Annotated in this window: 29 protein-coding genes and 1 other annotated feature; of the genes, 14 read left to right on the top strand and 15 right to left on the bottom strand. The window is 56.8% G+C overall.

Annotation, left to right across the window (positions count from 1 at the left end):
• Positions 1-13: 13 nt before the first annotated feature.
• Positions 14-805: a sulfite exporter TauE/SafE family protein gene (locus KPHS_27400; protein YP_005227040.1), complete on the bottom strand. Its 792-nt coding sequence runs from the start codon at positions 803-805 to the stop codon at positions 14-16.
• Between the two features lie 109 nt (positions 806-914).
• Here KPHS_27400 and KPHS_27390 point away from each other — a divergent pair, with 109 nt between their 5' ends.
• The 4 genes from KPHS_27390 to KPHS_27360 all read left to right on the top strand — a co-directional run bounded on the left by KPHS_27390 (position 915) and on the right by KPHS_27360 (position 2,949).
• On the top strand, positions 915-1,682 hold the full coding sequence (locus tag KPHS_27390) for a putative AraC-type regulatory protein (RefSeq protein YP_005227039.1): 768 nt from the start codon (positions 915-917) through the stop codon (positions 1,680-1,682).
• A 202-nt stretch (positions 1,683-1,884) separates the two neighbouring features.
• Positions 1,885-2,109 carry a hypothetical protein gene (locus tag KPHS_27380; RefSeq protein ID YP_005227038.1) on the top strand — a complete coding sequence of 75 codons (225 nt, stop codon included), beginning with the start codon at positions 1,885-1,887 and terminating at the stop codon, positions 2,107-2,109.
• A 4-nt stretch (positions 2,110-2,113) separates the two neighbouring features.
• A complete protein-coding gene (locus KPHS_27370) occupies positions 2,114-2,257 on the top strand; it encodes a hypothetical protein (RefSeq protein YP_005227037.1) in 144 nt (47 codons plus the stop codon).
• A 260-nt stretch (positions 2,258-2,517) separates the two neighbouring features.
• Positions 2,518-2,949 (top strand): phosphoglycerate mutase, encoded by a 432-nt coding sequence (locus KPHS_27360; RefSeq protein YP_005227036.1) that lies wholly within the window; start codon positions 2,518-2,520, stop codon positions 2,947-2,949.
• Positions 2,950-3,209: 260 nt separating this feature from the next.
• On the opposite strand, the gene KPHS_27350 is transcribed toward KPHS_27360, so the two are convergent.
• A complete protein-coding gene (locus KPHS_27350; RefSeq protein ID YP_005227035.1) occupies positions 3,210-3,719 on the bottom strand; it encodes a putative isochorismatase hydrolase in 510 nt (169 codons plus the stop codon).
• A gap of 865 nt (positions 3,720-4,584) precedes the next feature.
• Between KPHS_27350 and KPHS_27340 the strand changes: the two genes are divergently transcribed.
• Positions 4,585-4,788 (top strand): putative deoxygluconate dehydrogenase, encoded by a 204-nt coding sequence (locus KPHS_27340; RefSeq protein ID YP_005227034.1) that lies wholly within the window; start codon positions 4,585-4,587, stop codon positions 4,786-4,788.
• Positions 4,789-4,922: 134 nt separating this feature from the next.
• On the opposite strand, the gene KPHS_27330 is transcribed toward KPHS_27340, so the two are convergent.
• Positions 4,923-5,648, bottom strand: coding sequence for a putative glutamine amidotransferase class-I (locus KPHS_27330; protein ID YP_005227033.1), 726 nt, complete (start codon positions 5,646-5,648; stop codon positions 4,923-4,925).
• A 578-nt stretch (positions 5,649-6,226) separates the two neighbouring features.
• Here KPHS_27330 and KPHS_27320 point away from each other — a divergent pair.
• The gene (locus KPHS_27320) at positions 6,227-6,541 is read left to right on the top strand and encodes a putative AraC-type regulatory protein (protein ID YP_005227032.1); all 315 of its coding nucleotides are present in this window, start codon (positions 6,227-6,229) and stop codon (positions 6,539-6,541) included.
• 1,566 nt (positions 6,542-8,107) lie between these two features.
• On the opposite strand, the gene KPHS_27310 is transcribed toward KPHS_27320, so the two are convergent.
• Positions 8,108-8,464 carry an ASCH domain-containing protein gene (locus KPHS_27310; protein YP_005227031.1) on the bottom strand — a complete coding sequence of 119 codons (357 nt, stop codon included), beginning with the start codon at positions 8,462-8,464 and terminating at the stop codon, positions 8,108-8,110.
• Between KPHS_27310 and KPHS_27300 the strand changes: the two genes are divergently transcribed.
• A complete protein-coding gene (locus tag KPHS_27300; protein ID YP_005227030.1) occupies positions 8,465-8,608 on the top strand; it encodes a hypothetical protein in 144 nt (47 codons plus the stop codon).
• 33 nt (positions 8,609-8,641) lie between these two features.
• Complete coding sequence (locus KPHS_27290; RefSeq protein ID YP_005227029.1) at positions 8,642-8,809, top strand: hypothetical protein; 168 nt, start codon at positions 8,642-8,644, stop codon at positions 8,807-8,809.
• A gap of 3 nt (positions 8,810-8,812) precedes the next feature.
• Here the strand turns inward: KPHS_27290 and KPHS_27280 are convergent, their stop codons facing one another.
• Genes KPHS_27280 through KPHS_27240 form a run of 5 tightly spaced genes read right to left on the bottom strand, consistent with a single transcriptional unit; the run spans position 8,813 to position 13,368 of the window.
• A complete protein-coding gene (locus KPHS_27280; protein ID YP_005227028.1) occupies positions 8,813-10,087 on the bottom strand; it encodes a putative beta-ketoacyl synthase in 1,275 nt (424 codons plus the stop codon).
• A 19-nt stretch (positions 10,088-10,106) separates the two neighbouring features.
• Complete coding sequence (locus tag KPHS_27270) at positions 10,107-11,669, bottom strand: multidrug resistance protein membrane translocase (protein ID YP_005227027.1); 1,563 nt, start codon at positions 11,667-11,669, stop codon at positions 10,107-10,109.
• 28 nt (positions 11,670-11,697) lie between these two features.
• Entirely contained in the window at positions 11,698-12,708 is a 1,011-nt protein-coding gene (locus KPHS_27260) for an auxiliary transport protein, membrane fusion protein (MFP) family (RefSeq protein YP_005227026.1), read from the bottom strand.
• Positions 12,692-13,249, bottom strand: a complete 558-nt coding sequence (locus tag KPHS_27250) for a putative transcriptional regulator (protein ID YP_005227025.1) — start codon at positions 13,247-13,249, stop codon at positions 12,692-12,694. The genes KPHS_27260 and KPHS_27250 overlap by 17 nt, the downstream gene beginning before the upstream one ends.
• Positions 13,246-13,368 (bottom strand): hypothetical protein, encoded by a 123-nt coding sequence (locus KPHS_27240; RefSeq protein ID YP_005227024.1) that lies wholly within the window; start codon positions 13,366-13,368, stop codon positions 13,246-13,248. Before KPHS_27240 ends, KPHS_27250 begins: the two co-directional genes overlap by 4 nt.
• A 201-nt stretch (positions 13,369-13,569) precedes the next feature.
• Here KPHS_27240 and KPHS_27230 point away from each other — a divergent pair, with 201 nt between their 5' ends.
• Entirely contained in the window at positions 13,570-14,688 is a 1,119-nt protein-coding gene (locus KPHS_27230) for a putative aspartate-semialdehyde dehydrogenase (RefSeq protein YP_005227023.1), read from the top strand.
• A 37-nt stretch (positions 14,689-14,725) separates the two neighbouring features.
• Here KPHS_27230 and KPHS_27220 read toward each other — a convergent pair whose 3' ends face one another.
• The 6 genes from KPHS_27220 to KPHS_27170 form a co-directional block, all read right to left on the bottom strand.
• A complete protein-coding gene (locus tag KPHS_27220; protein ID YP_005227022.1) occupies positions 14,726-15,148 on the bottom strand; it encodes an acyltransferase domain-containing protein in 423 nt (140 codons plus the stop codon).
• Positions 15,149-15,233: 85 nt separating this feature from the next.
• The gene (locus tag KPHS_27210; RefSeq protein ID YP_005227021.1) at positions 15,234-15,620 is read right to left on the bottom strand and encodes an oxalurate catabolism protein HpxZ; all 387 of its coding nucleotides are present in this window, start codon (positions 15,618-15,620) and stop codon (positions 15,234-15,236) included.
• Positions 15,617-16,375 (bottom strand): amidohydrolase, AtzE family, encoded by a 759-nt coding sequence (locus KPHS_27200; protein YP_005227020.1) that lies wholly within the window; start codon positions 16,373-16,375, stop codon positions 15,617-15,619. Before KPHS_27200 ends, KPHS_27210 begins: the two co-directional genes overlap by 4 nt.
• Positions 15,617-17,015: a sequence feature (potential frameshift: common BLAST hit: gi|238894806|ref|YP_002919540.1| amidase), on the bottom strand. It overlaps the preceding gene by 759 nt.
• A complete protein-coding gene (locus tag KPHS_27190; RefSeq protein YP_005227019.1) occupies positions 16,329-17,015 on the bottom strand; it encodes a putative amidase in 687 nt (228 codons plus the stop codon). It overlaps the preceding feature by 687 nt. Before KPHS_27190 ends, KPHS_27200 begins: the two co-directional genes overlap by 47 nt.
• Positions 17,012-17,197, bottom strand: coding sequence for an oxalurate catabolism protein HpxX (locus KPHS_27180; RefSeq protein ID YP_005227018.1), 186 nt, complete (start codon positions 17,195-17,197; stop codon positions 17,012-17,014). The genes KPHS_27190 and KPHS_27180 overlap by 4 nt, the downstream gene beginning before the upstream one ends.
• A gap of 10 nt (positions 17,198-17,207) precedes the next feature.
• Positions 17,208-18,794, bottom strand: coding sequence for a putative gamma-glutamyltransferase (locus KPHS_27170; RefSeq protein YP_005227017.1), 1,587 nt, complete (start codon positions 18,792-18,794; stop codon positions 17,208-17,210).
• A gap of 179 nt (positions 18,795-18,973) precedes the next feature.
• Between KPHS_27170 and KPHS_27160 the strand changes: the two genes are divergently transcribed.
• From KPHS_27160 to KPHS_27120, 5 genes are all read left to right on the top strand, one after another.
• Positions 18,974-19,813 (top strand): putative sugar isomerase, encoded by an 840-nt coding sequence (locus KPHS_27160; RefSeq protein ID YP_005227016.1) that lies wholly within the window; start codon positions 18,974-18,976, stop codon positions 19,811-19,813.
• Positions 19,814-20,027: 214 nt separating this feature from the next.
• Positions 20,028-20,813 carry a cysteine ABC transporter periplasmic substrate binding protein gene (locus KPHS_27150; RefSeq protein ID YP_005227015.1) on the top strand — a complete coding sequence of 262 codons (786 nt, stop codon included), beginning with the start codon at positions 20,028-20,030 and terminating at the stop codon, positions 20,811-20,813.
• Between the two features lie 9 nt (positions 20,814-20,822).
• Positions 20,823-21,488 carry a glutamine ABC transporter permease gene (locus tag KPHS_27140; protein YP_005227014.1) on the top strand — a complete coding sequence of 222 codons (666 nt, stop codon included), beginning with the start codon at positions 20,823-20,825 and terminating at the stop codon, positions 21,486-21,488.
• Positions 21,488-22,144 carry an amino acid ABC superfamily ATP binding cassette transporter gene (locus tag KPHS_27130; RefSeq protein YP_005227013.1) on the top strand — a complete coding sequence of 219 codons (657 nt, stop codon included), beginning with the start codon at positions 21,488-21,490 and terminating at the stop codon, positions 22,142-22,144. The genes KPHS_27140 and KPHS_27130 overlap by 1 nt, the downstream gene beginning before the upstream one ends.
• On the top strand, positions 22,125-22,862 hold the full coding sequence (locus KPHS_27120) for a histidine transport (protein ID YP_005227012.1): 738 nt from the start codon (positions 22,125-22,127) through the stop codon (positions 22,860-22,862). Before KPHS_27130 ends, KPHS_27120 begins: the two co-directional genes overlap by 20 nt.
• The last annotated feature ends 9 nt before the right edge of the window (positions 22,863-22,871 follow it).

The following is a 22,871-nucleotide window of genomic DNA, read 5'->3' as shown; positions in this document are numbered from 1 at the left end:
GAATGTAATTTGATTATTGAATAAGCATGGCGAGGAGTACCAGGCACAGCAGCAGCACATAGATGCGCGCATACCATACATCAGGTACCGCAGGGATTGCCCGGCGGCTAAACACTATCCCGGCCCAGCCGGTCAGGACGAGCAGGCCTAAAATTTTCAGGCTGATAAACCCCAGAAATCCGCTCAGCGGAATGCTGTGCCAGCCAATGACGGCATAGGTCACAGCCCCGCATAGCGCCACGGGCAAAGAAAGCGGGTTGGATGCGCTAACGCACTCCTGCATTGCATACCCGTGTCGCCGTAGCAGGGGCACCGTCATGACGCTGCCGCCCACGCCCAGCAATGCGGCGATCGTACCGATAATCACACCGCCGCCGGTGACCACTGGCAGGGACAGGCGACGCCGAGCGCTGCCCGTGAAAAAACCCTTGCGCAACAAACAATCGCTGATGGTTGCCAGCATATAGAGAATAAACAGCGCGCGAACAATATTCTCGCTCAATATCCCCGCCAGACAGGAGCCGACCACCGCCCCAATGGCAATAAACCATAACAACGGAAACAGCGTCTGCGCGGCAAGCCTGCCCGCCCGCCAGTTTCGATAGCTGACCCAGCCGGCGTTAAATATCATCACCGCCGTTGAGGTAGCCACCGCGACATGCATGGCGTTGCCCGCGATCGCCGGCTGCCGGAGCATCAGTTGATAGACAAAGGGCACCACCACAAAGCCGCCGCCGAAGCCGAACAGCACCGTGGTAATGCCGGTAGTAAAGCCTGCCAGCGCAATAATAACGATCTCATTCAAGAGAGTATCCCCGACCTGAAAATGAGCGAGCAGCTTATACCGGTCGCGTACTGCTTCCCATTTGCGTAGCGCTCAATTACCTTTGTAAATTGGTCAGAGGGAGGCAGGTGTGCGCAACGTAAAAATTGACGAGTTCGATCGACTCGATCGTGATGTGGTGGCGTTAGGTAATGACTATGCGCAGGGATTTATCCTGCCCCCGCACCAGCATCGTCGCGCACAGCTACTGTATGGCGCGACCGGACTGATGTATGTCACTACGCAGGACGGAGAATGGGTGGTTCCTCCGCAACACGCTGTCTGGATCCCCCCTGAAACCGTGCATGCCGTCAGATTTGCAGGGGTGACCACGCGTAGCTTGTATATTGAGCCAGATTGTGTGGCCGCTTTCATTAAACACCGTCGTTGCGAAGTGATCAGCGTCTCGCCGCTGTTGCGCCAGCTACTGCTTGAGGCTGTGGATTTACCACCGTTGTACGACAGCCCACGCGATCGCACGCTGATACAGTTGATGTTGCTGGAACTGGCCGCCATGCCGGTCCGCGAATTTGACATTCCGTTGCCGCAGCATCCGGCGCTGCTGGCGCTTTGTCAGGCTTTTTTGCTTAACCCCTCTATCCATGATCCTGCGGCGCGCTGGGCCAGGGCGCTGTTTATGAGTCCTAGTACCTTTCGCCGCCATTTCCTGAAGCAGCTGGGCCTGTCGTTTTCCGCCTGGCGACAGCGAGCCTGCGTGGTGAGCGCCCTGGCATGGTTGATAGCAGGCAAACCGGTGAACGAAGTGGCATTATCCCTTGGATACGACAATGCGTCCTCTTTCGCCACCATGTTCCGCCGCGTGACCGGGCAGCCGCCGTCGTTTTATCACCCAGCCTGAGGCGTCGGAGAAGGGGACTCCGGCAGCATGTGTCGGAAATGAATGTCGCTTTTATGGCGTTGCTATGCGTTTACGCGGTCATAAGACAGATAATCCGGGAAGGCCTGGCTTCGTCTTCAGGTACCCCTACATTTAGTGGTGGCTACATCCAGGCGGTTTATCTATTCTGCCTGTAACCGTGAGAAGACCGGAGTCTCTCTTTGTGAACCATCTTATCGTTGAAAAAATCATCATCATCTTTCTTCTCATCCTGTGGGGATTCGATACATTCAGGACCAGGAAAAGAAAACGTTATGATCCCGCCATTGAAGCGGCTGATGCCAGCGAACGCCATCAATGGCGCTATCTGAGATGGGGGTTTCGGATCATACAGGTGGTAGCGGGAGTGTATATCGTCGTTCAACTGATACAGGTATTACTGAGATAGAGGCATGGGCAGAGTTGCTTTTCGCGTCGACAAGGGGAAGCGTTCGCTCTGTGCCAGAGCAGACGTTAACGTCGATAACTACGTCACTTCTGAAGCTGAACATAACCATTATCAGCTACACTTGTTCCTGTTTTTCGTCGAGAGCTGAGAACTTGCCTGCATATCAAAGGAGGGTTTTTAGATGATAACATTTCAAATAACGGCTTATGTGACCCTGCAATGATGCAAGTGATACTGGTTCGACACGCGGAAACAGAATGGAATGTAAAAAATATTATTCAGGGACACAGTGATAGCGCATTGACGCTTCGTGGGGAGCGTCAAACATCAGCTTTATTGGCAGCGCTTGCAGAGAGTGATTACCGGGTAGAATGTGTTTACGCGTCTCCACTTGGCCGGGCCTGGCAAATGGGACAGCGCCTGGCTGAGCGTTTTTATTGTTCACTGATAGCTGAACCGGCTCTGAAAGAACAGGCTTTTGGTCAGTTTGAAGGCATGACAACCGTAGCGCTGCTGCAAAATAATCCGGACGCCGCAGAAGCATTATTCACCCTGGATGCAGAGTATTGTCCGCCAGGGGGTGAGTCTCTCTCAGATGCTTCGCAGCGAATGATACATTTTTTATCCAGTCTGGAAAAAAAACATCATCATCGAACAATATGTATTGTGTCTCACGGGCAGGTCATTCAGGGCGTGCTTGCGACATTAAAAAGTGGATCTGTGGATGATTTTCACCGCTATGCACAACCCAATGCGAGTTACGCCGTTTTCGAGCTGATTAATGGAAGCTGTACCGTTCTAAGCTGGGGGATCGCGACACATTTACGTCACCTGGATTAGCCGTTACCTTGCTGTCATTCAAATCGATGATGATTGAAGTACAACGTCCGCTTCTTGCCCGCATCGAACGGAGGTAACGTAGCGGAAATATGTTTTCGGACTCTACCAGGATGCCTTCCATCGAAACGTTTATGACTTTCCTTCTCGCACTGACGCTTCTGGAGATTTCTCCTGGGCCAGACATGATGCTGACTATCGCCACCAGGAGCGGACGTTCAGATGACTGAGGATCCCCGGTTATATCCTCCCGTTTTTTGACGTCAGAAATTCATAGTTTTATGCCCAGGTTTTGATATTTCAGAGGAACTGGTAACAAAAGCATGTTGAGGTAGAACTTTTTTAAGTAAAAACATATTGGTGTCAGGATCTGGATCTGCGCAATAATCATTCACAACGATAAGGCGGTAATCCAGATCAAAAGCTTGTCCGACTGTGGAAAGCACCACACGACTGGTAGTTACACCCGTAAGAATCAGGTTTTCGATGCCTTGAGCACGAAGGATCATCTCAAGTTCAGTAAACGAGAAAGCTCCGACTCTGCGTTTGACGATGACGACTTCATTTTCTGCTGGAGCAACATCAGGATGAATAGCCGTGCTCTCGTTATCAGCCATAAAAACTCCATTCTCCTTAATCGAAGCGAAGATAGTGTTGTTTTTGCTGACCTCTGGATACCCCTTGCGGAATCCGACGCTGACATAAATGACCGGTACGCCTGCTGTGCGCGTAGCGGCAATCAGCGGAAAGCCGCCTCCGCCTTCTTGAGGCAATCAATTCAAGCAGACGTAGCCTGAGGGCGAGGGGTATTGCGATATCCTAATATAAGTCGCCAGTTTTGATGACAGAACGACAAAAATCCGCTTTTCGCTCACAGCGGATCTTCACCTGCGTTAGCTCGTCCGCTCCTCCCTTAAAGCTGCCCTTTACGGCAGACTAGTGCCAGGAGCGGATGTTGCATGCCCACAGGAGCGCGATGGAAATGTAGCAGTACAACTTATCCCTATCGTCAAAAAATGGCACTAACTGAAAGATGTCAATCTGCTTCCTCATATATATCTACATTCCCCCCTATTCATTAATAAAGGATGGATGAAGATGCTGAGAGGTAAAAGAGCTGTAATTACCGGTGGTGGCACGGGATTTGGTCAGGCGCTGAGCGTATGGTTAGCGCGAGAAGGCGTCGAGGTGGATTTTTGCGCGAGGCGCGCTGATGACATTCAAAAAACTTGCAGTATCATTACGGCTGAAGGCGGAATGGCGAAAGGGCATCTCTGTGATTTAACCCTACCTGAATCCCTTTCTCAGTTTTCTTCACAGTTGTTAACTTCAGACAAACCCATAGACATTTTAATCCTCAATGCTGCTCAGTGGCTTTCAGGAACATTAGACGACCAACCAGACACAGAAATTGTCAATACCATCAGTTCTGGACTGACAGGTTCTATTCTACTGACTCAGGCGTTACTACCTGGGTTAAGACGTTCAGAAAGCGCAGATATCGTTTCAATTATATCTTCATGTGGGATTCCTAATTTTACAGATTCAATCGCGCACCCCGCTTTTTTTGCCAGTAAACACGGGCTTAGCGGGTTTATAACTAAACTCTCGCACCAGTTGTCCGCAGAAAATATACGTGTGACCGGTTTGTATCCACCGGATTTCGAGCTGACAGGGTTAGACTCTTTTGCCGATAGCCAGGCCAAAATGGGGGAACGGCTGATGAATGGGCGTTCAGTCTGGGAAACAATTCGCTTTGTGCTGACTCAACCCCGTAATTGCCATATCAGGAGCATCTACTTTGAAGGCCCAACTCGCGAAAAACTGGCAGTCAGAAGCTGAGTCTGCGACGTTTAACAGTGTAGCCAACGTCCGCTGATCGCTCATATCAGACCTTCAACTCAGATAGCTTGTCCGCTCTGTGCCAGGAGCGGACATTAAAATCAAAACCGATGGCAAGCTTACCGAGCATAACATTATGCTTGCGCTGCTGTGTAACGTGCTTCCAGCTTATCCAAAAAGCCAAAAAGTACTTGATTCATTTCACTGTAATCGTGCGCCCGGAGCGCTTCAGGCGTGTCAACGAAACGATATTCTGCTGCACGGCTCAGGTCTTTCTCAGAATGAGCGATCAGCCGTTCTACAACGTCCAATGTGAGCTCCATGTGGCACTGGAAACCAAAGACGCGGTCTGAATAGGCAACGATCTGCCGCGGACAGCCTTCGCTGTAAGCAATAATTTTGGCCTCTGGCGTCAAACCTGGCATATCGTTATGCCAGTGACCCACTTCAAGTGTTTTCCCAAAGTGAGAGAACATCTCATCCTTCCTGCCGTCTTCGCTCAATGTGATCGGGAATTTACCAATCTCTTTTTCCGGGCTATGAGAGAACGGCGCGCCCAGCGCTTCACCGATTAGCTGTGAACCCAGGCAGATACCGATCACCGCCTTACCGGTTTTAACCGCGGAAGCAATCAGCGCCTGTTCCGCTTTAGCATTAAAGTGCGGGCACTCTTCAAGCGTGGTGTCAGGATCTTGCGGACCGCCCATAACGATAAGAAAATCGATGCCTACGGCGTCATCAGGTAGCCGATCGCCTGCATAGACGCGTGAGTAAGTTACATCATGACCCTGGTTTATTGCCCAGGTTTCATATGCGCCCGGGGCTTCAAAACTTTCATGTACGATAAAGTGTACACGCATGAGGTTAAGCTCCTGTAATATCTTTGATGATCAGAATGATAAGTCACGCACCCATTGCCTAAGGCTCTACTCCGGGTGGTTCCAGTTTCGATATGATAATGGCAGGGGCTAAATCTGAAATGCCAGGTAGTATAGATAAAGCGCCAAGACATGATGAAGCCACAGGCTGGTCCAGTACTGCGATAAGCTATCAACGCGGCGAGGCAGATCCTCCCCATCATCATGTTGAGGGGCAGCTACTCTTCGCCACCAGAGGGGTTATGCTGGTGCAAACAGAGAGAGACCGTTGGGTGATCCCTCCTCAGCGGGCATTATGGCTACCGCCTCTGCATATCCATAGTTATCATCTGCTTTCACAAACCGATCTCAGGGCGATCTATTTCAGCAGTAGCCTTATCGCAGAATGTACGAGCTTTACGAAGAGTCAGCAGGTACATGTGATCACGGCTACGCCGTTAGTCAAAGAGCTTATCGCTGGGCTGTTCAGTGAGGACTACGCCAGACCGAGTCAACGGAAGATAGCGTTGTTGCTTCTGGAAATTCTCAGCGAGGCTCCACCTTTAACGATGGCGCTTCCCATGCCGAATGATGAGCGATTATTCAGCGCGGCCAGATCGCTACTGGTCAATCAGCGCTGGGAATCATCGCTGAGCGAGCTGGCTTTTATGTCGGCCATGTCGGAACGGACCTTTTCCCGATTGTTTATGAAGGATACAGGCTTTAGTTTAAGAACATGGAAGCAGAGAGCCAGAATTTGCGCTTCGTTGGATCTTCTCGCGAACGGTGTTCCAATCAAACAGGTCGCTTACCAGCTTGGTTTCTCATGCCCGGCGGCCTTTACCGCTGCTTTTCGCTGCATTTTGGGGGCAACGCCACGCGATTATGTGCCTTAAACCGGGAAACCCTCAAAGCGGTCTTTGAGACTGTCATGGGCATATTACCAGACGCAGAAACCCTGCGAGGGCAGGGATATCCCGCCTTTGCTGTTGAGAAAGGTAGTTTAATTTGCACCCGACACACTCTCATTGATTAAAGCACGGAGTGGAGATTACTGCGGTCCACAGTTCTGACAAACCGTGAAAGAGAAGGCTTGCATGAAGAAAAAAGGTGTCGCGATGTGTGATGAAATTACCTTATGACAGACCTTGCGGTGATTTACGGCACCGGGTGGTGGATTCCGGACGCTGTGAGCCGACTCATTGCTACGAAGCCTGATTCTGCTGTACCTCAGGCCATATGATAGCCTGCGCAACAATCACATCCTGCCCATTAATGCGTCCAGGGGAGTACTCCCGGGCCCTGGACATCCCCTGTGTGCCAAAAGCGGAAGTAGGCTGAAGATAAATTAGCATTGCTGTTAGTCGTGGGTTCTGCAGATGGGTAGAAATTGATAACTTAGGATGCAAGTTCGTCCCGCTCTTTCTGCAGTTTTCATCGAGGGGATATTCTGCGGAATAATTGTGCCCATATACATAGATAGTTCAGAATCGGAATGAGTTAATAATCGGTACAGCAGGAGTTGCGCTCGGGCCGACAATGATCGACCACGAAAAGCAGGAAGTATTACTTTGTCAGTAATACGATATCCTCTCAGAAAAGCGAGGTTTCCTTTCTGGCATATTAGCAACCCGGCGCGAACATCGTTTTCATAGATAATATATACTTCTCTCTCAGAAATATGGTCACACAACTCTTCGTCATCAACTGCTACCAAATTGCTTGCAGATAGTTCGCGAACTGTCTGCCATGTATGCTTATAGGCATCACCCAGGGCCTGACAACACCAGTCAAAATCTTCGTATGTCGCCACTTGCAAAGTAAGAGATTTATCATTGAATTCAGGGGGTTCAGAAAAAGAAGTGGCATATATATACTGGTCAGGAATACCCTGCGGGAAGGACTGGCCTGGCACAAGAATGCGGACATACTGAGCTCTGAGTTGTGACCATTCCTTACTAATGAGTTCTAATGCAGTATGATTTAGGTCAGAATCCATACCTACAATATCAATAAAAGGTTTGTTAATATTTCCGCCCTGATAACGGGGGCCAGTAAGAAATTGCTTTCCATCAATTTTGAGTTTTCGTTGTAAAAAATATTCCTGACATAATCCAGTTTCTCTCCAGGGAAATCGCGCCGAGAAACTTCTGTCTGTACACCTCGATTCCTGCTCTGACAACCATTGTTTTAACCATGAACGTAGAGTAACTTCAGGCACAGGTAGCCTGGCATATTGAGATAGCATGTAAGATAGCATAAAAAATATTTTGCCCTTGGATGTAAAAATGTTTTTTTAAACAAATCAGAATAGTTCTACTCTCGTTTTATTACCAATTATAGCTGGCACGTCAGCTCCTTGCTCAATGCGGACCTTTAGCTCGATAGCTTGTCCGCTCCGCGCCAGAAGCGAACAGTGTTATGAGTGGCCAGTGATAAAACGTCAGCCCGTTGACCTTGCCTTACAGCACCTCAACCACTTCAAATTCTTCTGCGATCAACTCCATATCTTCAGAAAAATGACCTTCAGAGCTGAAAAATCTCTGATGCTCTTTCTTCCAGTATTCAAGGCTTAAATCGCCTTCACCTTCTTTGCGGGCGAACGCTTCAGTGACATCACAAAAACGAACCAGCTGCATCGAAATCAGTCTGATCACGCAAACTGGAACATTCTGACCATCAAGAATAATGTTATAACTCCCGATTCTCGGGGCAGATTCTTCCTGCTGGTAAGAGGCAAAAGATCCGCAAGAGGCCGTTTTGATCCCTTTTTTGATCAGGTCAGCAAGCTCGTTAGCCAGCTCCGGACTGTCACCCATTTGCCAGGCATCTGCGCCGGGATATTTCTTTTTTATTTCCTCAACCTCAACCATGAAAATTCCTTCGTTATCGTCAATGAAAAGAAAAGCTATCCCTTTTTTAACATGAGCGGTCCCAACATAATAGGCGATATCATTCTTTAGATAGTGTGGTCCGTTCTTCGCTCAAAACTGACCTTGATCGATAACTTCGGCTGGCTGGACAATGCGTCGATTCCATTCTCGATGAGCCGAATAGGCGCCATTGTCTCACTGGGTATCGCGCTGTACTTGATTTACTCCAGCAGCAGGGCAAAAGCCGCAACGGTGGAAATCCCCCGTCGGCCAGTACCGCAGGGGAGCTGACGATTATTGCCAGCGTTTCAGCAGCAGGCTGGCGTTAACGCCGCCAAAGCCAAAACCGTTCGACAGCGCATAACGCATCTTCTGCGGGCGGGCCTGCAGCGCCACCAGGTTCATGCCTGCCGCGTCTTCATCGGGGTGATGCAGGTTCAGCGTCGGCGGCACCACCTGGTCACGCAGGGCCTGAATGGTGAAGATGGCCTCGATCCCGCCGGCCGCGCCTAACAGATGGCCGGTGGCGGATTTCGTCGAGGTAATGGCGACCGGATGCGCGCCAAACAGCGTTTTAATCGCCGCCAGCTCACCTTTATCACCGACCTGCGTCGAGGTGGCGTGGGCGTTGATATGATCAATCTCGTCGACGGTCACCCCGGCCTGGCGAATAGCGATCTCCATGGCCCGACGTGCGCCGTTCCCGTCTTCCGGGCCTGCGGTCAGGTGATAAGCATCTGCGCTGGTGCCGTAGCCCACCAGCTCGGCCAGCGGCGTGGCCCCGCGCGCCAGCGCGTGCTCCAGAGATTCGATCACAATAAGCCCGGCGCCTTCTCCCATCACAAAACCATCGCGGTCACGGTCAAAGGGGCGGGAAGCGCTTTCCGGCTGGTCGCTGTAGGCGCTGGACAGCGCCCTTACCGCGGCAAACCCGGCCAGGCTAACGCGATGAATTGCCGCTTCCGCGCCGCCGCAGAGGGCAATATCCGCCTCGCCGCTGCGGATCATCCGCGCTGCATCGCCGATGGCCTGGGCACCCGCTGCGCAGGCGGTGACCGGCGCGCCGATGGGGCCCCGGAAGCCGTGGGCGATAGACACATGCCCGGCGGCCAGGTTGGCCAGAAAAGAGGGGATAGTGAACGGCGAGAGACGACGCGGCCCGCGCTCCTCGGTGGTATGTACCGCATTGGCGATCTCGCTGAACCCGCCGATCCCGGTGGCGATCACCGTGGCAGTGCGTTCCTGTTCGGCCTCGGATGCTGGCGACCAACCGGCCTGGGCCAGCGCTTCGCGCGCGGCGACCAGCGCAAACTCAATAAAGCGATCCATCTTTTTGCGCTCTTTCGCCGGGATGGTCGCCAGCGGGTCGAAGCCGTGCAGCGGATCGCTGTCAATGGACGGCACCTGGCCAGCCACTTTGCAGGGAATATCCGCGACCAGCTGCTCGCTGAGTCGGGTGATCCCTGACTTTCCTGCCAGCAGCGACTGCCAGACGTGCTGTACGCCGCAGCCCAGCGGGCTGACAATCCCCATCCCGGTGACGACAATGCGTTTAACGGAAACGCCCATAGTTAACTCTCCTGTAGTATCAGTGTGCCGGCGGCTTTTTCATCAAGGGAGCCAGCAGCGCGGCAAGTAAAAAACCCATCATGATGAGGTAGAAAGCATCGGAAAATGCCTGGGTTCGCGCCTCCCGTAGCGCCAGCGCGGAAAGATTTTTCAGCGCCGCCGTCTGCGCGGCATCCGGCGAGATCCCCTGGACGGTGAAGTTTGCCGCGCTGCGCTGAACAAAATCGCTCATTGCCAGGTTGGCGTTATTCAGATGGTCCGCCAGGCGGCTATAGTGCAGATTGGTTCTGTCGTTAAGCACCGTGCCGCACAGGGCGATGCCGATGGCGCCCCCGAGGTTGCGCATCAGATTAAACAGCCCGGAGGCCAGCTTCAGGCGCGCGGGCGGCAGGCTGCCCAGCGTCAGGGTCACCGTTGGCGCGACGGCAAACTGCTGCGCCAGTCCGCGAAAGGCCTGCGGGAGCAGCAACTGGTCCGCCCCCCAGTCGTGAGTGATCGGAACAAAGCTGTACATTGACACCGCAAAGCCGATCAGCCCGGCCATCAGCAGCCAGCGCAGATCGACGCGGTTGGCGAGCCACGAATAAAACGGAATAGACATGACCTGGAACAGACCGGTGGAAAATACCGCCAGGCCGATCTCCAGCGCACTGAAACCGCGCACGCTCCCCAGATACAGCGGGGTTAAATAGATGGTGGCGAAGATGCCGACGCCGGCCATAAACGAGAAATAGCAGCCGAGGCTGAAGGTTCGATCCTGCAGGGCGCGGAGATCCATCACCGGCTGCGGATGGCGCAGGGTGCGGATAACAAAGGCCACGCCGCAGAGCAGGGCGACCCAGGCGGTGGTCGTCAGGGTCGCGTCATCAAACCAGCCCCAGCGCGGACCTTCTTCGAGGGTATATTCCAGGCAGCCGAGGGACAAGGCCAGCAGCAGAATACTGAGATAGTCGGCGCCGCGCAGCAGAGTAGGGTCGGCGCTGTCTACTTTTACCAGCAGCGGCACTGCCACCGCGATGTAAATCCCCGGAACAACGTTGATAAAGAACAGCCAGTGCCAGTTGTAGTTTTCGGTGATCCAGCCGCCCACCGTTGGACCCAGCGTAGGGGCGAGGGAGGCCAGGCCGCCGATCGTCGCCGCGGCGATGACCCGCTGTTTGCCCTGAAAAAAGGCGAAAGCGGTGGTGAACACCAGGGGGATCATCGACCCGCCCGCCAGTCCCTGCAGGGCGCGGAAGGCGATCATACTCTGGATGTTCCACGCCCAGCCGCACAGCAGGCTCATCAGCGTGAAGCCCGCCGCGGAAGCGGCAAACAGCCAGCGGGTCGACATGACCCGGGCCAGCCAGCCGGAAAGCGGGATAATAATGATCTCGGCGATCAGGTAGCTGGTTTGTACCCAGACGGTTTCATCGTCGCCCGCCGACAGGCCGCCGCCAATATCCCGCAGCGAGGCGGAGACGATCTGGATGTCGATAAGGGCAATAAACATCCCCACGCACATGCTGGCGAAGGCGAAGATCTTCTTCGCCGTCGGCATCGACAGACCCTGCGGGGCGGACAGCGCCTGAACGGTGCTCATCGAGGGCTCTTTTCGTTCACGGTGACGATCACCGACAGTCCCGGGCGCAGGACGTCAAGCTTTGCCCCGTCACCTTCCAGCGCAATGCGGACCGGCACCCGCTGCACGATTTTAGTGAAATTCCCGGTCGCGTTCTCCGCCGGCAGAATGCTGAAGCGTGAGCCGGTCGCCGGCGCCAGGCTGGCGACATGCCCCTTAAAGGTATGGTTCGGCAGCACATCGGCGACGATGGTCGCCGGCTGGCCGGCACGCATATGCGCCAGCTGGTTTCCTTGAAGTTAGCGTCAATCCACAGGCCGTGCGCGGGTACCAGGGAGAGCAGCTGCGTACCGCTGCTGACGAAGGAGCCGGACCACGCGCGGCGGTTGCCAATCACCCCATCGAACGGCGCGCGAATGTCGGTATAGCTGAGGTTCAGCCTGGCCATCTCGAGGTTAGCCTGGGCCTGCGCCAGGGCAGCCAGGATTTGCTGGTGGCGAGCATCCAGCACCGCCAGCTGACGTTCGGCCACGGTTTTATCCGCTTTGGCCTTCTCCTGCTCGGCGTGCGCCCGGCGATAATCGGCGGAGGCGTTATCGCGGATCTGTGCGGAAATCGCGCTCGACGCGGCCAGGGCGTTATAGCGTCGGTTGTCGTTAGCCAGTTTTTCGGTTGCCGCCGTGGCGGCCAGTAACGAGGCCGCAGAGCCGGCAATGGTCGCCTGCTGAAGCTGGCGGGTAGCCTGGATATCGGCCAGCGCGGCCTGCTGCGCCGCCACTTCTCCGGCGGCTTTCGCGAGGGCGGCGCGATAATCGCGGTCGTCAATGCGGATCAACAGGTCACCTTTTTTCACCGCCATATTGTCCTGCACCGCCAGCTGCTGGATATAGCCGGAGACTTTGCTGGAGATGGCGCTAATGTCGCCGCCGACATAGGCATCATCGGTGGTCTGCATAAAGCGCCCGGTATGCCACCAGTAAGCGCCGTAGCTCGCTGCCGCCAGGGCGGCAGCCCCCAGGGCCGCCAGGACAAGAATATTTTTCTTACTGGTCGGATTCATTGCTGGCATCTCTGTAAGGTTCAGGCTGGAATTTTTGTCCGCTATCGCCTTCGCGTTTGCGCAGCAGATATTCATGACGATATTTCATCAGCGGCGATGCGGCGGGGCCCGGCACCATGGCGTATTTACCCGGGATAATCTCTTCCCCAGTCGCTTTATCCACCATGACTGGCTCCACGTGGCGCTGGGTTGCCATTTCCACCAGCTGCATCTGACGCCCTTCGGGGGCGAAGTGGCGATTACCCCATTCCGCCAGCGCCAGCAGCACCATGCGGAAATCGCGGCCGCGCGGCGTGAGGTGGTATTCGTAGCGCGGCGGGGTGCTGCTGTAGCACACCTTCTCCAGCAGTCCGTCATCGACCAGTTCCTTCAGGCGGCGCGACAGAATATTGGGCGCGACGTTGCTGCTTTTCTGGAACTCGTCAAAGCGGGTAAAGCCCGCGAAGGCATCGCGCAGGATCATGATGCTCCAGCTGTCGCCGATGCGGCCCAGGCTGCGGGCGATGGGGCAGGGAGCGCGGCAAAGCGGTTCATTTTTCATGGGCTGTCCAGTAACCAGGTGGCTTTTGCCAGCAAATTGACATAGTAACTATCAAAATGCAAGTTACTCTTCATGGTACCCAGAGAAGAAGCTGCTGCCGTTTCGCTACGCCGTTTCACCTTTGAATGCCGAATATTGGACAGTCGCCGCCGCCTTATATCTTCTTGACCGTAATAAGAGATAAATATCGCTGATGGCAGATGAAACATTTTAATAATGATAAAAATCGATGTGCTGGGTAATGACCTTTATTGGGGGATACGATATAAGGTATGGCGACACTCAAATTAACATTCTCATAACTTATAAAGGTTAAATAAATGAAGCAGGTGGGTATTGTTGGTTGGCGAGGGATGGTGGGCTCAGTATTGTTGCAACGCATGATCGAAGAAAATGATTTCGACGATATTACAGCGCATTTTTTTAGTACCTCCAGTGCGGGTGCCCCGGGCCCGGTTATTAATGGTAGAAGCGACAGGCTGAAAGATGCGAATTCCCTTAGCGCACTCGCCGAAATGGATATCATCATCACCTGTCAGGGCGGGGATTATACCAAAGCCATCTATCCGGCGTTAATTAACCATGGCTGGCAAGGTTACTGGATTGATGCGGCTTCGGCGCTGCGGATGGATGAAAGAGCCTGCATTATTCTCGACCCCGTCAACCGCGAAAATATCGATCGTGCGGTAAAAGCGGGAATTAAACTGTTTGTCGGCGGCAACTGCTCCATTACGCTGAGCCTGATGGGGTTGGCCGGGCTGATAAAAGCGGATCTTATCGAATGGATGAGCGTGATGACCTATCAGTCTGCCTCCGGGGCGGGCGCCAAACAGGTGCGGGAATTAATCGCACAAAGCGCTTATATCAGTCAGCATTTATCCGCTGATGAACTGACATCATCAGGTTCCGTGCTGCCATTGGTAAATAAAGTGAGTGAGTTGATTAACAGCGCGGGCATGCCGGTGGAGACTTTTGGCGTCCCCCTCATGGGCAGCATCATTCCGTGGATCGACAGCGATCTGGGCGATGGAAACAGCCGCGAAGAATGGAAGGGCGAGGCGGAAACTAATAAAATTCTTGGCCTTGCGCCGGGTACCATCCCGGTCAATGGTTTATGCATTCGGGTCGGGGTGATCCGCTGTCACAGCGCGGCGATTACGCTGAAACTTAAACGTGAGGTCAGCGAAGCGGAATTTGCTGAGTTAGTCACCCATTCCCATCCGTGGGTAAACTATGTCCGCAATAATAAGCAAGAGAGTGTCAGTAAATTGACCCCGGCTGCTATTAGTGGTTCGCTGCAGGTAGGTATTGGCCGCTACAAGAAAATGTCGCTAAATAATGACCCAGTCTACTCGGTGTTAACGGTTGGCGATCAGCTATTGTGGGGGGCTGCGGAGCCCCTGCGCCGCATGTTAAATATCCTGCTGGGCAAAATATAGTTACGGTCATCCGGGGAAAGCCCTCGCGCGCAGGCGGTTAAGACAAATGTTTAACGAAGCGTTTGCGAACCTCCTTGTAGCCGTTATTTTCATAAAATTGATGCGCTCTGATTCTTTTTTCACTACTTGAAAGTTCGATCTGAGCGCATTGTTTATCGCGGGCGAGGCGCTCTGCGGCCTGGAGAAGCTGCTGGCCTATCCCTGATCCACGTGACGATTCCTCGATGACCAGCGCGGAAATTAATGCCCATAAACGGTTCTCATGTACCGGTAAAATAAAATTGATAACGATTACGCCACACACGGCGTTTTCTGTTTCCGCCACCAGCGCACTCATCATGCTCTGCGGGGCAGTGATGCGTTGCGCTAAGATCGCCGTCTCCGTCTGATAGCCCAGCTGCAGAAATAGCGTTTGCAGCGAGGGGATATCTTTTGCTTCCGCAGCTCTGATGAACACCATGATATTCGACTCCAAATAGCATGTTACCGGACCGGAAGCGGGCCGGTGGATACCTTAGTCTCCGGTCCGCTCCCGTATACTCTACTCAGTCCATCAGACTGACCTGGGCGGCGACAATCCGCCAGCCGTAGGGGAAGCGTACCCAGGTCTGCTGCTGGCGGCCCAGGCGCGCGCTGCCTTCGCGGGTGAACTCGGTGCTGCACACCGCCATATCCGCGCCAAAGGTGGTAATGGTGGTATGGCGCAGATCGCGGGCCAGACCGGCGGCGGGGCGGGCGGCGCGAAAGGCGCGGATCGCCTCGATGCCATACAGATTTTCGCCGGCTCCCAGCCGTACGGTGCGCGGGTCGTGCCAGAACAGCGCATCCAGCGCCTCGATGTTATTGCTGACCAGCGCCTCTTCATACTGATAAAACGCCGCCGTCACCTCGGCGAGGATCGCCGGGCGGTCTACATTATCCAGATTGATCATGCTGCACTCTCCGCCACTCGGGCATCGGTAATGCCCATCGCTTCCAGCGCCCGCGCGGCGCGAAGACAGGCTTGTTCGTTAAACGGCGCGGCAATCAGCTGCAGGCCAATCGGCTTACCGCTGGCGGTACGCAGGGGCACGGTCACCACCGGCAGCCCGAGGAAGGAGATCGGCTGCGTCAGCATTCCCATGCTGGCGCGCACCGGCAGCGGCTGGCCGTTAATCACCATCTCCTCCGCGCCTATTGGCGTGGCGCTGCATGGGGTGGCCGGGGCGATCAGCACGTCGGCCTGGCTGAACAGGGATTTCATTGCCTGGCGAGCATGACGGCGAAAACGCTGAGCCTGCAGATACCACGCGGAGGGGATCATCGCGCCGGCCAGCAGCCGCTCGCGGGAGTGGGGTTCAAAGCGCTCGGGCGAGTGGCGAAGATCCGTCAGGTACTGATTGCCGCCTTCGCTGGCGCTGATGATAAAGGCCGCCGAGCGGGCCAGCGCGGCATCCGCGAACTGCAGCTCGCTGTCGGCGCCCAGCGCGTGGGCGACCCGATCCACGGCCGCCCGGGCGTCGTCATCGCACCAGGTGGTGAAATAGCCGCCCAGCCGCGCGCAGCGCAGCCCCTCCAGTCCGCGTTCCAGCAGATTGCCGGTGCGCTCGCTGGCTTTATCAGCCTGAAAGTCATCGGCCGGGTCGCGCCCCTGCAGGGCGTCATACACCGCGGCGAGGTCGGCCACCCGGCGGGCAAAAAGGACCAATATGATCCAGACTGGCGACAAACGGATGGCTGCCGGAGCGCGACAGGCGCCCGAAAGTGGGTTTCAGGCCAAAGATCCCGCACAGCGACGCGGGGACGCGGATCGAGCCGTTGGTGTCGCTGCCGAGGCTGAAATGAACCAGCCCGGCCGCCACCGCCGCGGCCGAACCGCCGGAAGAACCGCCGGCGATCCGCGACAGATCGTGCGGGTTGCGCGTCGCGCCATAGTAGCTGTTTTCGGTGGTGAAGCCGTAGGCGTAGGCGTCCATATTGAGCATCCCGCTGAGCAGGGCGCCGGCGCTGTGCAGCTGGCGCACCGCCCAGCTGTCGCTGGCTGCCGGCGGCCGATCGCTCAGCAGTTCGGCGCCGGCGAGGGTGGTGTGCCCGGCGACATCAAACAGATTTTTCACTGCGTAAGGAATGCCTGCCAGCGGCGGCAGGGGGCGCTTTTCCCGGCGCAGGGCGTCGATGCTGTCGGCCTCCGCCAGCATGCGCTGGGCGGTGACCTCGGTCCAGGCGTTGATCTGCGGATTCACGCGGGCGATATCGTCCAGCGTCTGGCGGGCGATCTCCCGGGCGCTCAGTTCGCCATCGTGCAGCGCACGCTGGAGATCGGCAATGGTGAAGTGTTGAAGAGTCATGCTTTATACACCCCCGCAATCTCCTCGCGCGGCCCGAGGGGATAGTCCATCAGCGGCTGCGCCATGGCGGCGATGCGGGCAAACTGGCGCTCCAGCTCCTTACGGCGCGGCGCATCCAGCTCCATATCCAACAGGTGAGTCATCTGCGTCAGATACTCGCTCCAGTCTGGCTGTGTGGTCATGGTCTGCTCCTTAGTACCCGGCGGCGGCGCCGTTGCTGCGTGGATCGGTCGCCCCTTCAAGCAGACCGTTGGGATGGCGGACAATGGCCCCGGCGTGGCCCATCGCTTCGCTGAAATCGGCCAGCACTTCTACGTCATGCCCCAGCTCGCGCAGGCGAGCGATACAGGCGGGGGCAAAGCGTCCCTCCAGCTTCAGTGAGTCGGAGGACTGGCCCCAGGTGCGGCCCAGCAGCCAGCGCGGACGGGAGATGCTCTCCTGCAACGGCACCCCCTGCAGGATATAGCGGGTAAACAGCGCCGCCTGCGTTTGCGGCTGACCGTCGCCGCCCATCGAGCCATAGACCATCACCCGGCCATCGTTCAGGCGCGCGGCGGCAGGGTTGAGGGTGTGGAATGGCTGTTTGCCAGGGGCCAGCGCCAGGAGATGCTGCGGATCGAGGCTGAAGGCCGCCCCGCGGTTTTGCCAGACGATCCCGGTGTCCGGGAGCACCACGCCGCTGCCGAACTCGTGATAAATACTCTGAATAAATGACACTGCCAGTCCGCTGTTATCCACGACGCCCATCCAGACGGTATCGCCCGGGCCTTTGCCGCGGCCCCAGGGGGAAGCGCTGGCGTCGTCGATGCTGTCGGCCAGCGGCTGCAGGGCTTCCGGGGTGAGCAACTGCTGTACATCCACATCCAGATGGCGTGGATCGGTGATATGCGCATCGCGCAGGGCAAATGCCCGCTTGGTGGCTTCGACAATACGGTGCACCGTTTGCGCGTCGTCGGCATCGGCCATGTTCAGGCGGTCGGTGATGCCAAGGATCGCCAGCGACACCAGTCCCTGCGTCGGCGGCGCAAGATTCCACAGCGTGCCCTGCTGGTGCTGGAGCGTCAGCGGCGCCGGACGCCGGGCGCGGTGGGCCTGCAGGTCGCGGAGGGTGACAGGCATCCCCAGCGCGGCCATACCCTGCGCCAGACGCTCGGCCAGCGGCCCGCGATAAAAGCTGTCGAGACCGTCGCTGGCCAGCATGCGCAGGGTACCGGCGAGGGCGGGCTGGCGGAAGCGGCTGCCGGGCCGCGGGGCCTCGCCCGCGACCAGCCAGGTTTCGCTGAAGCCCGGCTGATGGCGCAGCTCTTCCAGTTTGCTGGCGGTGGCGTGGGCCTGCGAGGCAGTGACCGGAATGCCGTCTTCGGCATAGCCGATCGCATCGGCCAGCAGGCGGGCCACCGGCAGCGCGCGGCCGGTTAAGTCCCGTGAAATACGCAGCGCCTCGTCCCAGCCGCTGACGGTGCCGGCGACGGTCAGCGCGGCCTGAGCTCCCCGGTGGGGAATATGCCGCTGTCCGGCGTAGGCCTCGAGGGTCGCCAGCGATCCGGCGGCCCCGCTGGCGTCAATGGCGATTGGGTCTCCCTCAGGCGGCACGATCAGCCAGAAGCCATCGCCGCCGAGGCCATTCATATGGGGATAGACGACGGCGATGGCCGCCGCGGCAGCCACCATCGCTTCAATGGCGCTGCCGCCCTCGCGCAGGATCGCCAGCGCGCTCTGACTGGCGAGGTGGTGGGGGGCCACCGCCATGCCGTGGGTCGAAACGTTGCTACTGTGCATAAATTATCCTTTCTGAACGAATCACCCGCAGAACACTGCAAAAGCTGTTCCATCTCTGAACGTTTCGTTTCATTGATAAAAACGATGACCAGAATTTTCCCACTGGCACGCTATGTGTAAGGCATAGCAGATACAGTATGATGAGGAATGGATGATGAAACGAAAGTTACAGGGGCGCTATGCAACAACTCGATGAACGACTGAAAGGGCAATACGCCTCGCTGTCGCCGCAGGAGCAGCGGGTGGCGGATTTCATCTTTGACCACTTTGACGACCTGATAAGCTACAACAGCGCCGAGCTGGCGCAGCTGAGCGGCGTGTCGAAAGCCACCGTCAGCCGGCTGTTCAAGCGCCTCGGTTACGACAAATATAAGGATATGCGCGATGAACTGCGCACTCTGCGTCAGAGCGGGATGCCGCTCACCGACCAGCGCGACGCGGTGCAGGGTAACACGCTGCTGGCGCGCCATTATAAGCAGGAGATGGCAAACCTCACCCAGTGGGTCAACGCCCTCGACGCCCGCCAGTTCGCTGAGGCGCTGACGGCGATGGTGGCCGCCCGCCGCATTGTGGTGATTGGCATGCGCAACGCCTATCCGGCGGCGCTGCATCTACGCCAGCAGCTGCTGCAGGCCCGCGGCCAGGTGCTGGTGCTGCCCCAGCCGGGTCAGAGTCTCAGCGAAGAGCTGGTCGATCTGACCGCCGATGATCTGGTGGTAATGATGGCGTTTCGCCGCCGGCCGCGAATAGTACGCCCGCTGCTGCAGCAGCTGCAGCGCGACGGGGTGCCGGTCCTGTTAATGTGCGAGCCGCAGGCCCACAGCCTGTTTCCGCTCTCCCGCTGGCAGCTCTGCGCGCCGCTGGACAGCGTCTCCGCCTACGATAGCTATGCCTCGGTCAACAGCCTGATTAATCTGCTGGCTAATGCCTTTCTCCATGAAACGCTCGACAGCGGTCGTCCGCGCATCCACGATATCGCCACGCTTTACCAGCAGCTGGACGAGCTGGAACAACGCTGATGGGGCGCCAGCGTGGTGCTGTGCATTATTATGGTGCAATAAAAACCACGTGATGGCGCCGCCGCTCTCTGAACACTTTTCCGTTAACGCTTGTCCTTTCTCACTTTTTGTTTTAATTCCTCGCCAACCCTCGCCTCGTCCGTATCTGGCACATTAGTTGCAAAAACAGATTCAAAGAATCTTTTGTTTCATGCTAACGTAACGGGTAAACATCATGAAGAAACTGTTGATCGCGCTGGCCGGGGCCGCTTGTCTCCTATCGTCTGTTTCTGCCGCGCAGGCTGACCAGCTCCAGGATATTGAAAAACGCGGCGTCATCCGCATTGCCGTACCCCAGGACTTTCCACCGTTCGGCTCGGTGGGTACCGACCTGCAGCCGCAGGGGTATGACATCGATATGGCGCGCTATCTGGCGAAATCGATGAAGCTCAAGCTGCAGCTGGTCCCGGTGACCAGCGCCAACCGCGTGCCGTATCTGCAGACCGATAAGGTGGACCTGGTGATCTCCAGCCTCGGCAAGAACGCCGAGCGCGAGAAGGTGATCGACTTCAGCCGCGCCTACGCCCCGTTCTTCCTCGGGGTGTTTGGCCCGAAAGGGGCGGAGCTGAAGGACGCGGCCGCGCTGAGCGGCAAAAGCATCGGCGTGACCCGTGGGGCGGTGGAAGATATGGTGCTGACCAGCGTGGCGCCGCAGGCGGCGCAGATTAAGCGCTACGAGGACAATAACACTACGCTGTCGGCTTACCTGTCCGGTCAGGTGCAGTATGTCGCCACCGGAAACCTGGTGGTGGCGGCTATCTCCCGGCAGAACGCCGACAAAGCGCCGGTCCCGAGCTTTATGCTGAAGGACTCGCCGTGCTTTATCGGTCTGAAAAAGAACGAACCGGCGCTGAAGGCAAAAGTGGATACCCTCATCGAGCAGGGCATTAAGGACGGCACCCTCAACGGTCTGTCTGAGAAGTGGCTGAAAGCGCCACTGCCTGCCAGCCTCGGCGCGTAAGGTCTGGGGATGACGGAGCAACTTCATTTCTCTGAGCTCTGGCCGCACTGGCCGGAGCTGCTGGCCGGCCTGTGGGTGACGGTGCAGTTGACGGTGCTGGCGACGATCGGCGGACTGGCGATCGGCATCCTTGGGGCGGCGATCCGCAGCGGTCGCCCGGGAATGCTCAGCCGGGTATGGGGCGGATATGTGGAAATCATCCGTAATACGCCGTTTGTGGTGCAGCTCTTTTTTATCGTCTTTGGTTTACCGAACCTGGGACTGAAGATGACCGCCGGTGAAGCGGCGCTGCTGGCGATGGTTGTTAACCTCGGCGCCTACAGCACCGAGATCGTCCGCGCCGGCATTCAGGTGACGCCGAAGGGCCAGTGGGAAGCCGGTCGCGTGCTCGGGCTTAGCCGGACGCAAACCTTCGTTCGCGTCGTACTGCCCCCGGCGCTGCAGCGGATTTATCCGGCGCTGGTCAGCCAGTGCATCATTGTGATGCTCGGCTCGTCAGTGGTGTCGCAGGTCTCCTATGAGGAGCTGACCTTCGCCGCCAACCTGATCCAGTCGCGGACATTTTTGAGCTTTGAGGTCTATCTGGTAACCACCGGGATCTACTTAGCGTTATCGATAGCGATGCGCCAGCTGCTGATGGCGGCGGGGCGTAAATGGCTGGGGGTACAGGCCTGATGACCACTTTTACTGACTGGGACATTATCCGCAACCTGCTGCTGGCCGGTCGCTGGACGGTGCTGCTGTCGCTGGTCGCGTTCACCGGCGGGGCGCTGGTGACCTTACCGTTACTGCTGCTGCGCCTCACCGGCGGACGCCAGGTGAAACGGCTGATCCGCGGGTATATTGAGCTGTTCCAGGGCACGCCGCTGCTGATGCAGCTGTTTCTGGCATTCTTTGGCGTGGCGCTGTTCGGCGTTGACGTCTCGGCGTGGACCGCCGCCTCGGTCGCCCTGACGCTCTACACCAGCGCCTTTCTGCTGGATATCTGGTTCGGCAGCATTCGCGCGCTGCCGAAAGGCCAGTGGGAAGCCTCGCGCTGTCTCGGGCTGAGCTTCGGCCAGACCCTGTACCGGGTGGTGGCGCCGCAAGCGCTGCGCATTGCCATCGCGCCGACGGTGGGCTTTGCCGTACAGGTGATCAAAGGCACGGCGCTGGCATCGATTATCGGCTTTGTGGAGCTGACCAAGGCCGGGACGATGCTGACCAACGTCACTTATCAGCCGTTTAAAGTGTTTGCCCTTGTGGCGCTGGGCTATTTCATTCTGTGCTATCCGCTGTCCCGCTACAGCCGCTATCTGGAGAACAAATTCAATGCCTCTCATCACCATTAATCAGATGCAGAAGTACTACGGCGACAACCATGTGTTGAAGGGCGTCGATCTGGATATCGACATGGGGGAAGTGATCTCGATCATCGGCCGCAGCGGCTCGGGTAAAAGCACCCTGCTGCGCTGTATCAATGGTCTGGAGGGCTACCAGGAGGGAAGCATCAAGCTCGGGGGCATGACCATCACCAACCGCGATTCCCAGGCCCGGGAGATCAGCCGCTCCATCGGCATGGTGTTCCAGAACTTTAACCTGTTCCCGCACATGACGGCGCTGGAGAACGTCATGCTGGCTCCGCGGCGGGTACTGAAGAAGTCCCAGGCCGAATGCCGGGAGCTGGCGCAGCGGATGCTGGAGAAGGTCGGTCTTGGCGACCGTCTGGATTACTATCCGGCCAATCTCTCCGGCGGCCAACAGCAGCGCGTGGCCATTGCCCGGGCGCTGGCCATGTCGCCGAAAGTTTTACTCTGTGACGAAATCACCTCGGCGCTCGACCCGGAACTGGTGGGTGAAGTGCTGAAGGTGCTGGAGCAACTGGCGGCGGAAGGTATGACGCTGATCCTCGTCACCCATGAAATGAATTTTGCCCGCGAAGTGGGCGACCGCGTGGTGTTTATGCATCAGGGACGCGTCTGGGAGCAGGGCGACAGCAAAACGCTGTTCGCCAGCCCGCAGACCAGCGAACTGAAACAGTTTATCTCCTCGGTGCGCGGTCTTAACTAACGTAAGGAA

Origin of the sequence: Klebsiella pneumoniae subsp. pneumoniae HS11286 (assembly GCF_000240185.1) — a bacterium.
Classification (GTDB): domain Bacteria; phylum Pseudomonadota; class Gammaproteobacteria; order Enterobacterales; family Enterobacteriaceae; genus Klebsiella; species Klebsiella pneumoniae.
This window is presented reverse-complemented; position numbering and strand designations above follow the sequence as displayed.

Coding starts and splice junctions, on each gene's coding strand:
- KPHS_27370 (YP_005227037.1), top strand. CDS start 2,114: ATGGGCAGAGTTGCTTTTCGCGTCGACAAGGGGAAGCGTTCGCTCTGT.
- KPHS_27360 (YP_005227036.1), top strand. CDS start 2,518: ATGGGACAGCGCCTGGCTGAGCGTTTTTATTGTTCACTGATAGCTGAA.
- KPHS_27330 (YP_005227033.1), bottom strand. CDS start 5,648: ATGCGTGTACACTTTATCGTACATGAAAGTTTTGAAGCCCCGGGCGCA.
- KPHS_27320 (YP_005227032.1), top strand. CDS start 6,227: ATGCCGAATGATGAGCGATTATTCAGCGCGGCCAGATCGCTACTGGTC.
- KPHS_27310 (YP_005227031.1), bottom strand. CDS start 8,464: ATGGGTGACAGTCCGGAGCTGGCTAACGAGCTTGCTGACCTGATCAAA.
- KPHS_27280 (YP_005227028.1), bottom strand. CDS start 10,087: ATGGGCGTTTCCGTTAAACGCATTGTCGTCACCGGGATGGGGATTGTC.
- KPHS_27270 (YP_005227027.1), bottom strand. CDS start 11,669: ATGAGCACCGTTCAGGCGCTGTCCGCCCCGCAGGGTCTGTCGATGCCG.
- KPHS_27260 (YP_005227026.1), bottom strand. CDS start 12,708: ATGAATCCGACCAGTAAGAAAAATATTCTTGTCCTGGCGGCCCTGGGG.
- KPHS_27250 (YP_005227025.1), bottom strand. CDS start 13,249: ATGAAAAATGAACCGCTTTGCCGCGCTCCCTGCCCCATCGCCCGCAGC.
- KPHS_27230 (YP_005227023.1), top strand. CDS start 13,570: ATGAAGCAGGTGGGTATTGTTGGTTGGCGAGGGATGGTGGGCTCAGTA.
- KPHS_27220 (YP_005227022.1), bottom strand. CDS start 15,148: ATGGTGTTCATCAGAGCTGCGGAAGCAAAAGATATCCCCTCGCTGCAA.
- KPHS_27210 (YP_005227021.1), bottom strand. CDS start 15,620: ATGATCAATCTGGATAATGTAGACCGCCCGGCGATCCTCGCCGAGGTG.
- KPHS_27190 (YP_005227019.1), bottom strand. CDS start 17,015: ATGACTCTTCAACACTTCACCATTGCCGATCTCCAGCGTGCGCTGCAC.
- KPHS_27180 (YP_005227018.1), bottom strand. CDS start 17,197: ATGACCACACAGCCAGACTGGAGCGAGTATCTGACGCAGATGACTCAC.
- KPHS_27170 (YP_005227017.1), bottom strand. CDS start 18,794: ATGCACAGTAGCAACGTTTCGACCCACGGCATGGCGGTGGCCCCCCAC.
- KPHS_27160 (YP_005227016.1), top strand. CDS start 18,974: ATGCAACAACTCGATGAACGACTGAAAGGGCAATACGCCTCGCTGTCG.
- KPHS_27150 (YP_005227015.1), top strand. CDS start 20,028: ATGAAGAAACTGTTGATCGCGCTGGCCGGGGCCGCTTGTCTCCTATCG.
- KPHS_27140 (YP_005227014.1), top strand. CDS start 20,823: ATGACGGAGCAACTTCATTTCTCTGAGCTCTGGCCGCACTGGCCGGAG.
- KPHS_27130 (YP_005227013.1), top strand. CDS start 21,488: ATGACCACTTTTACTGACTGGGACATTATCCGCAACCTGCTGCTGGCC.
- KPHS_27120 (YP_005227012.1), top strand. CDS start 22,125: ATGCCTCTCATCACCATTAATCAGATGCAGAAGTACTACGGCGACAAC.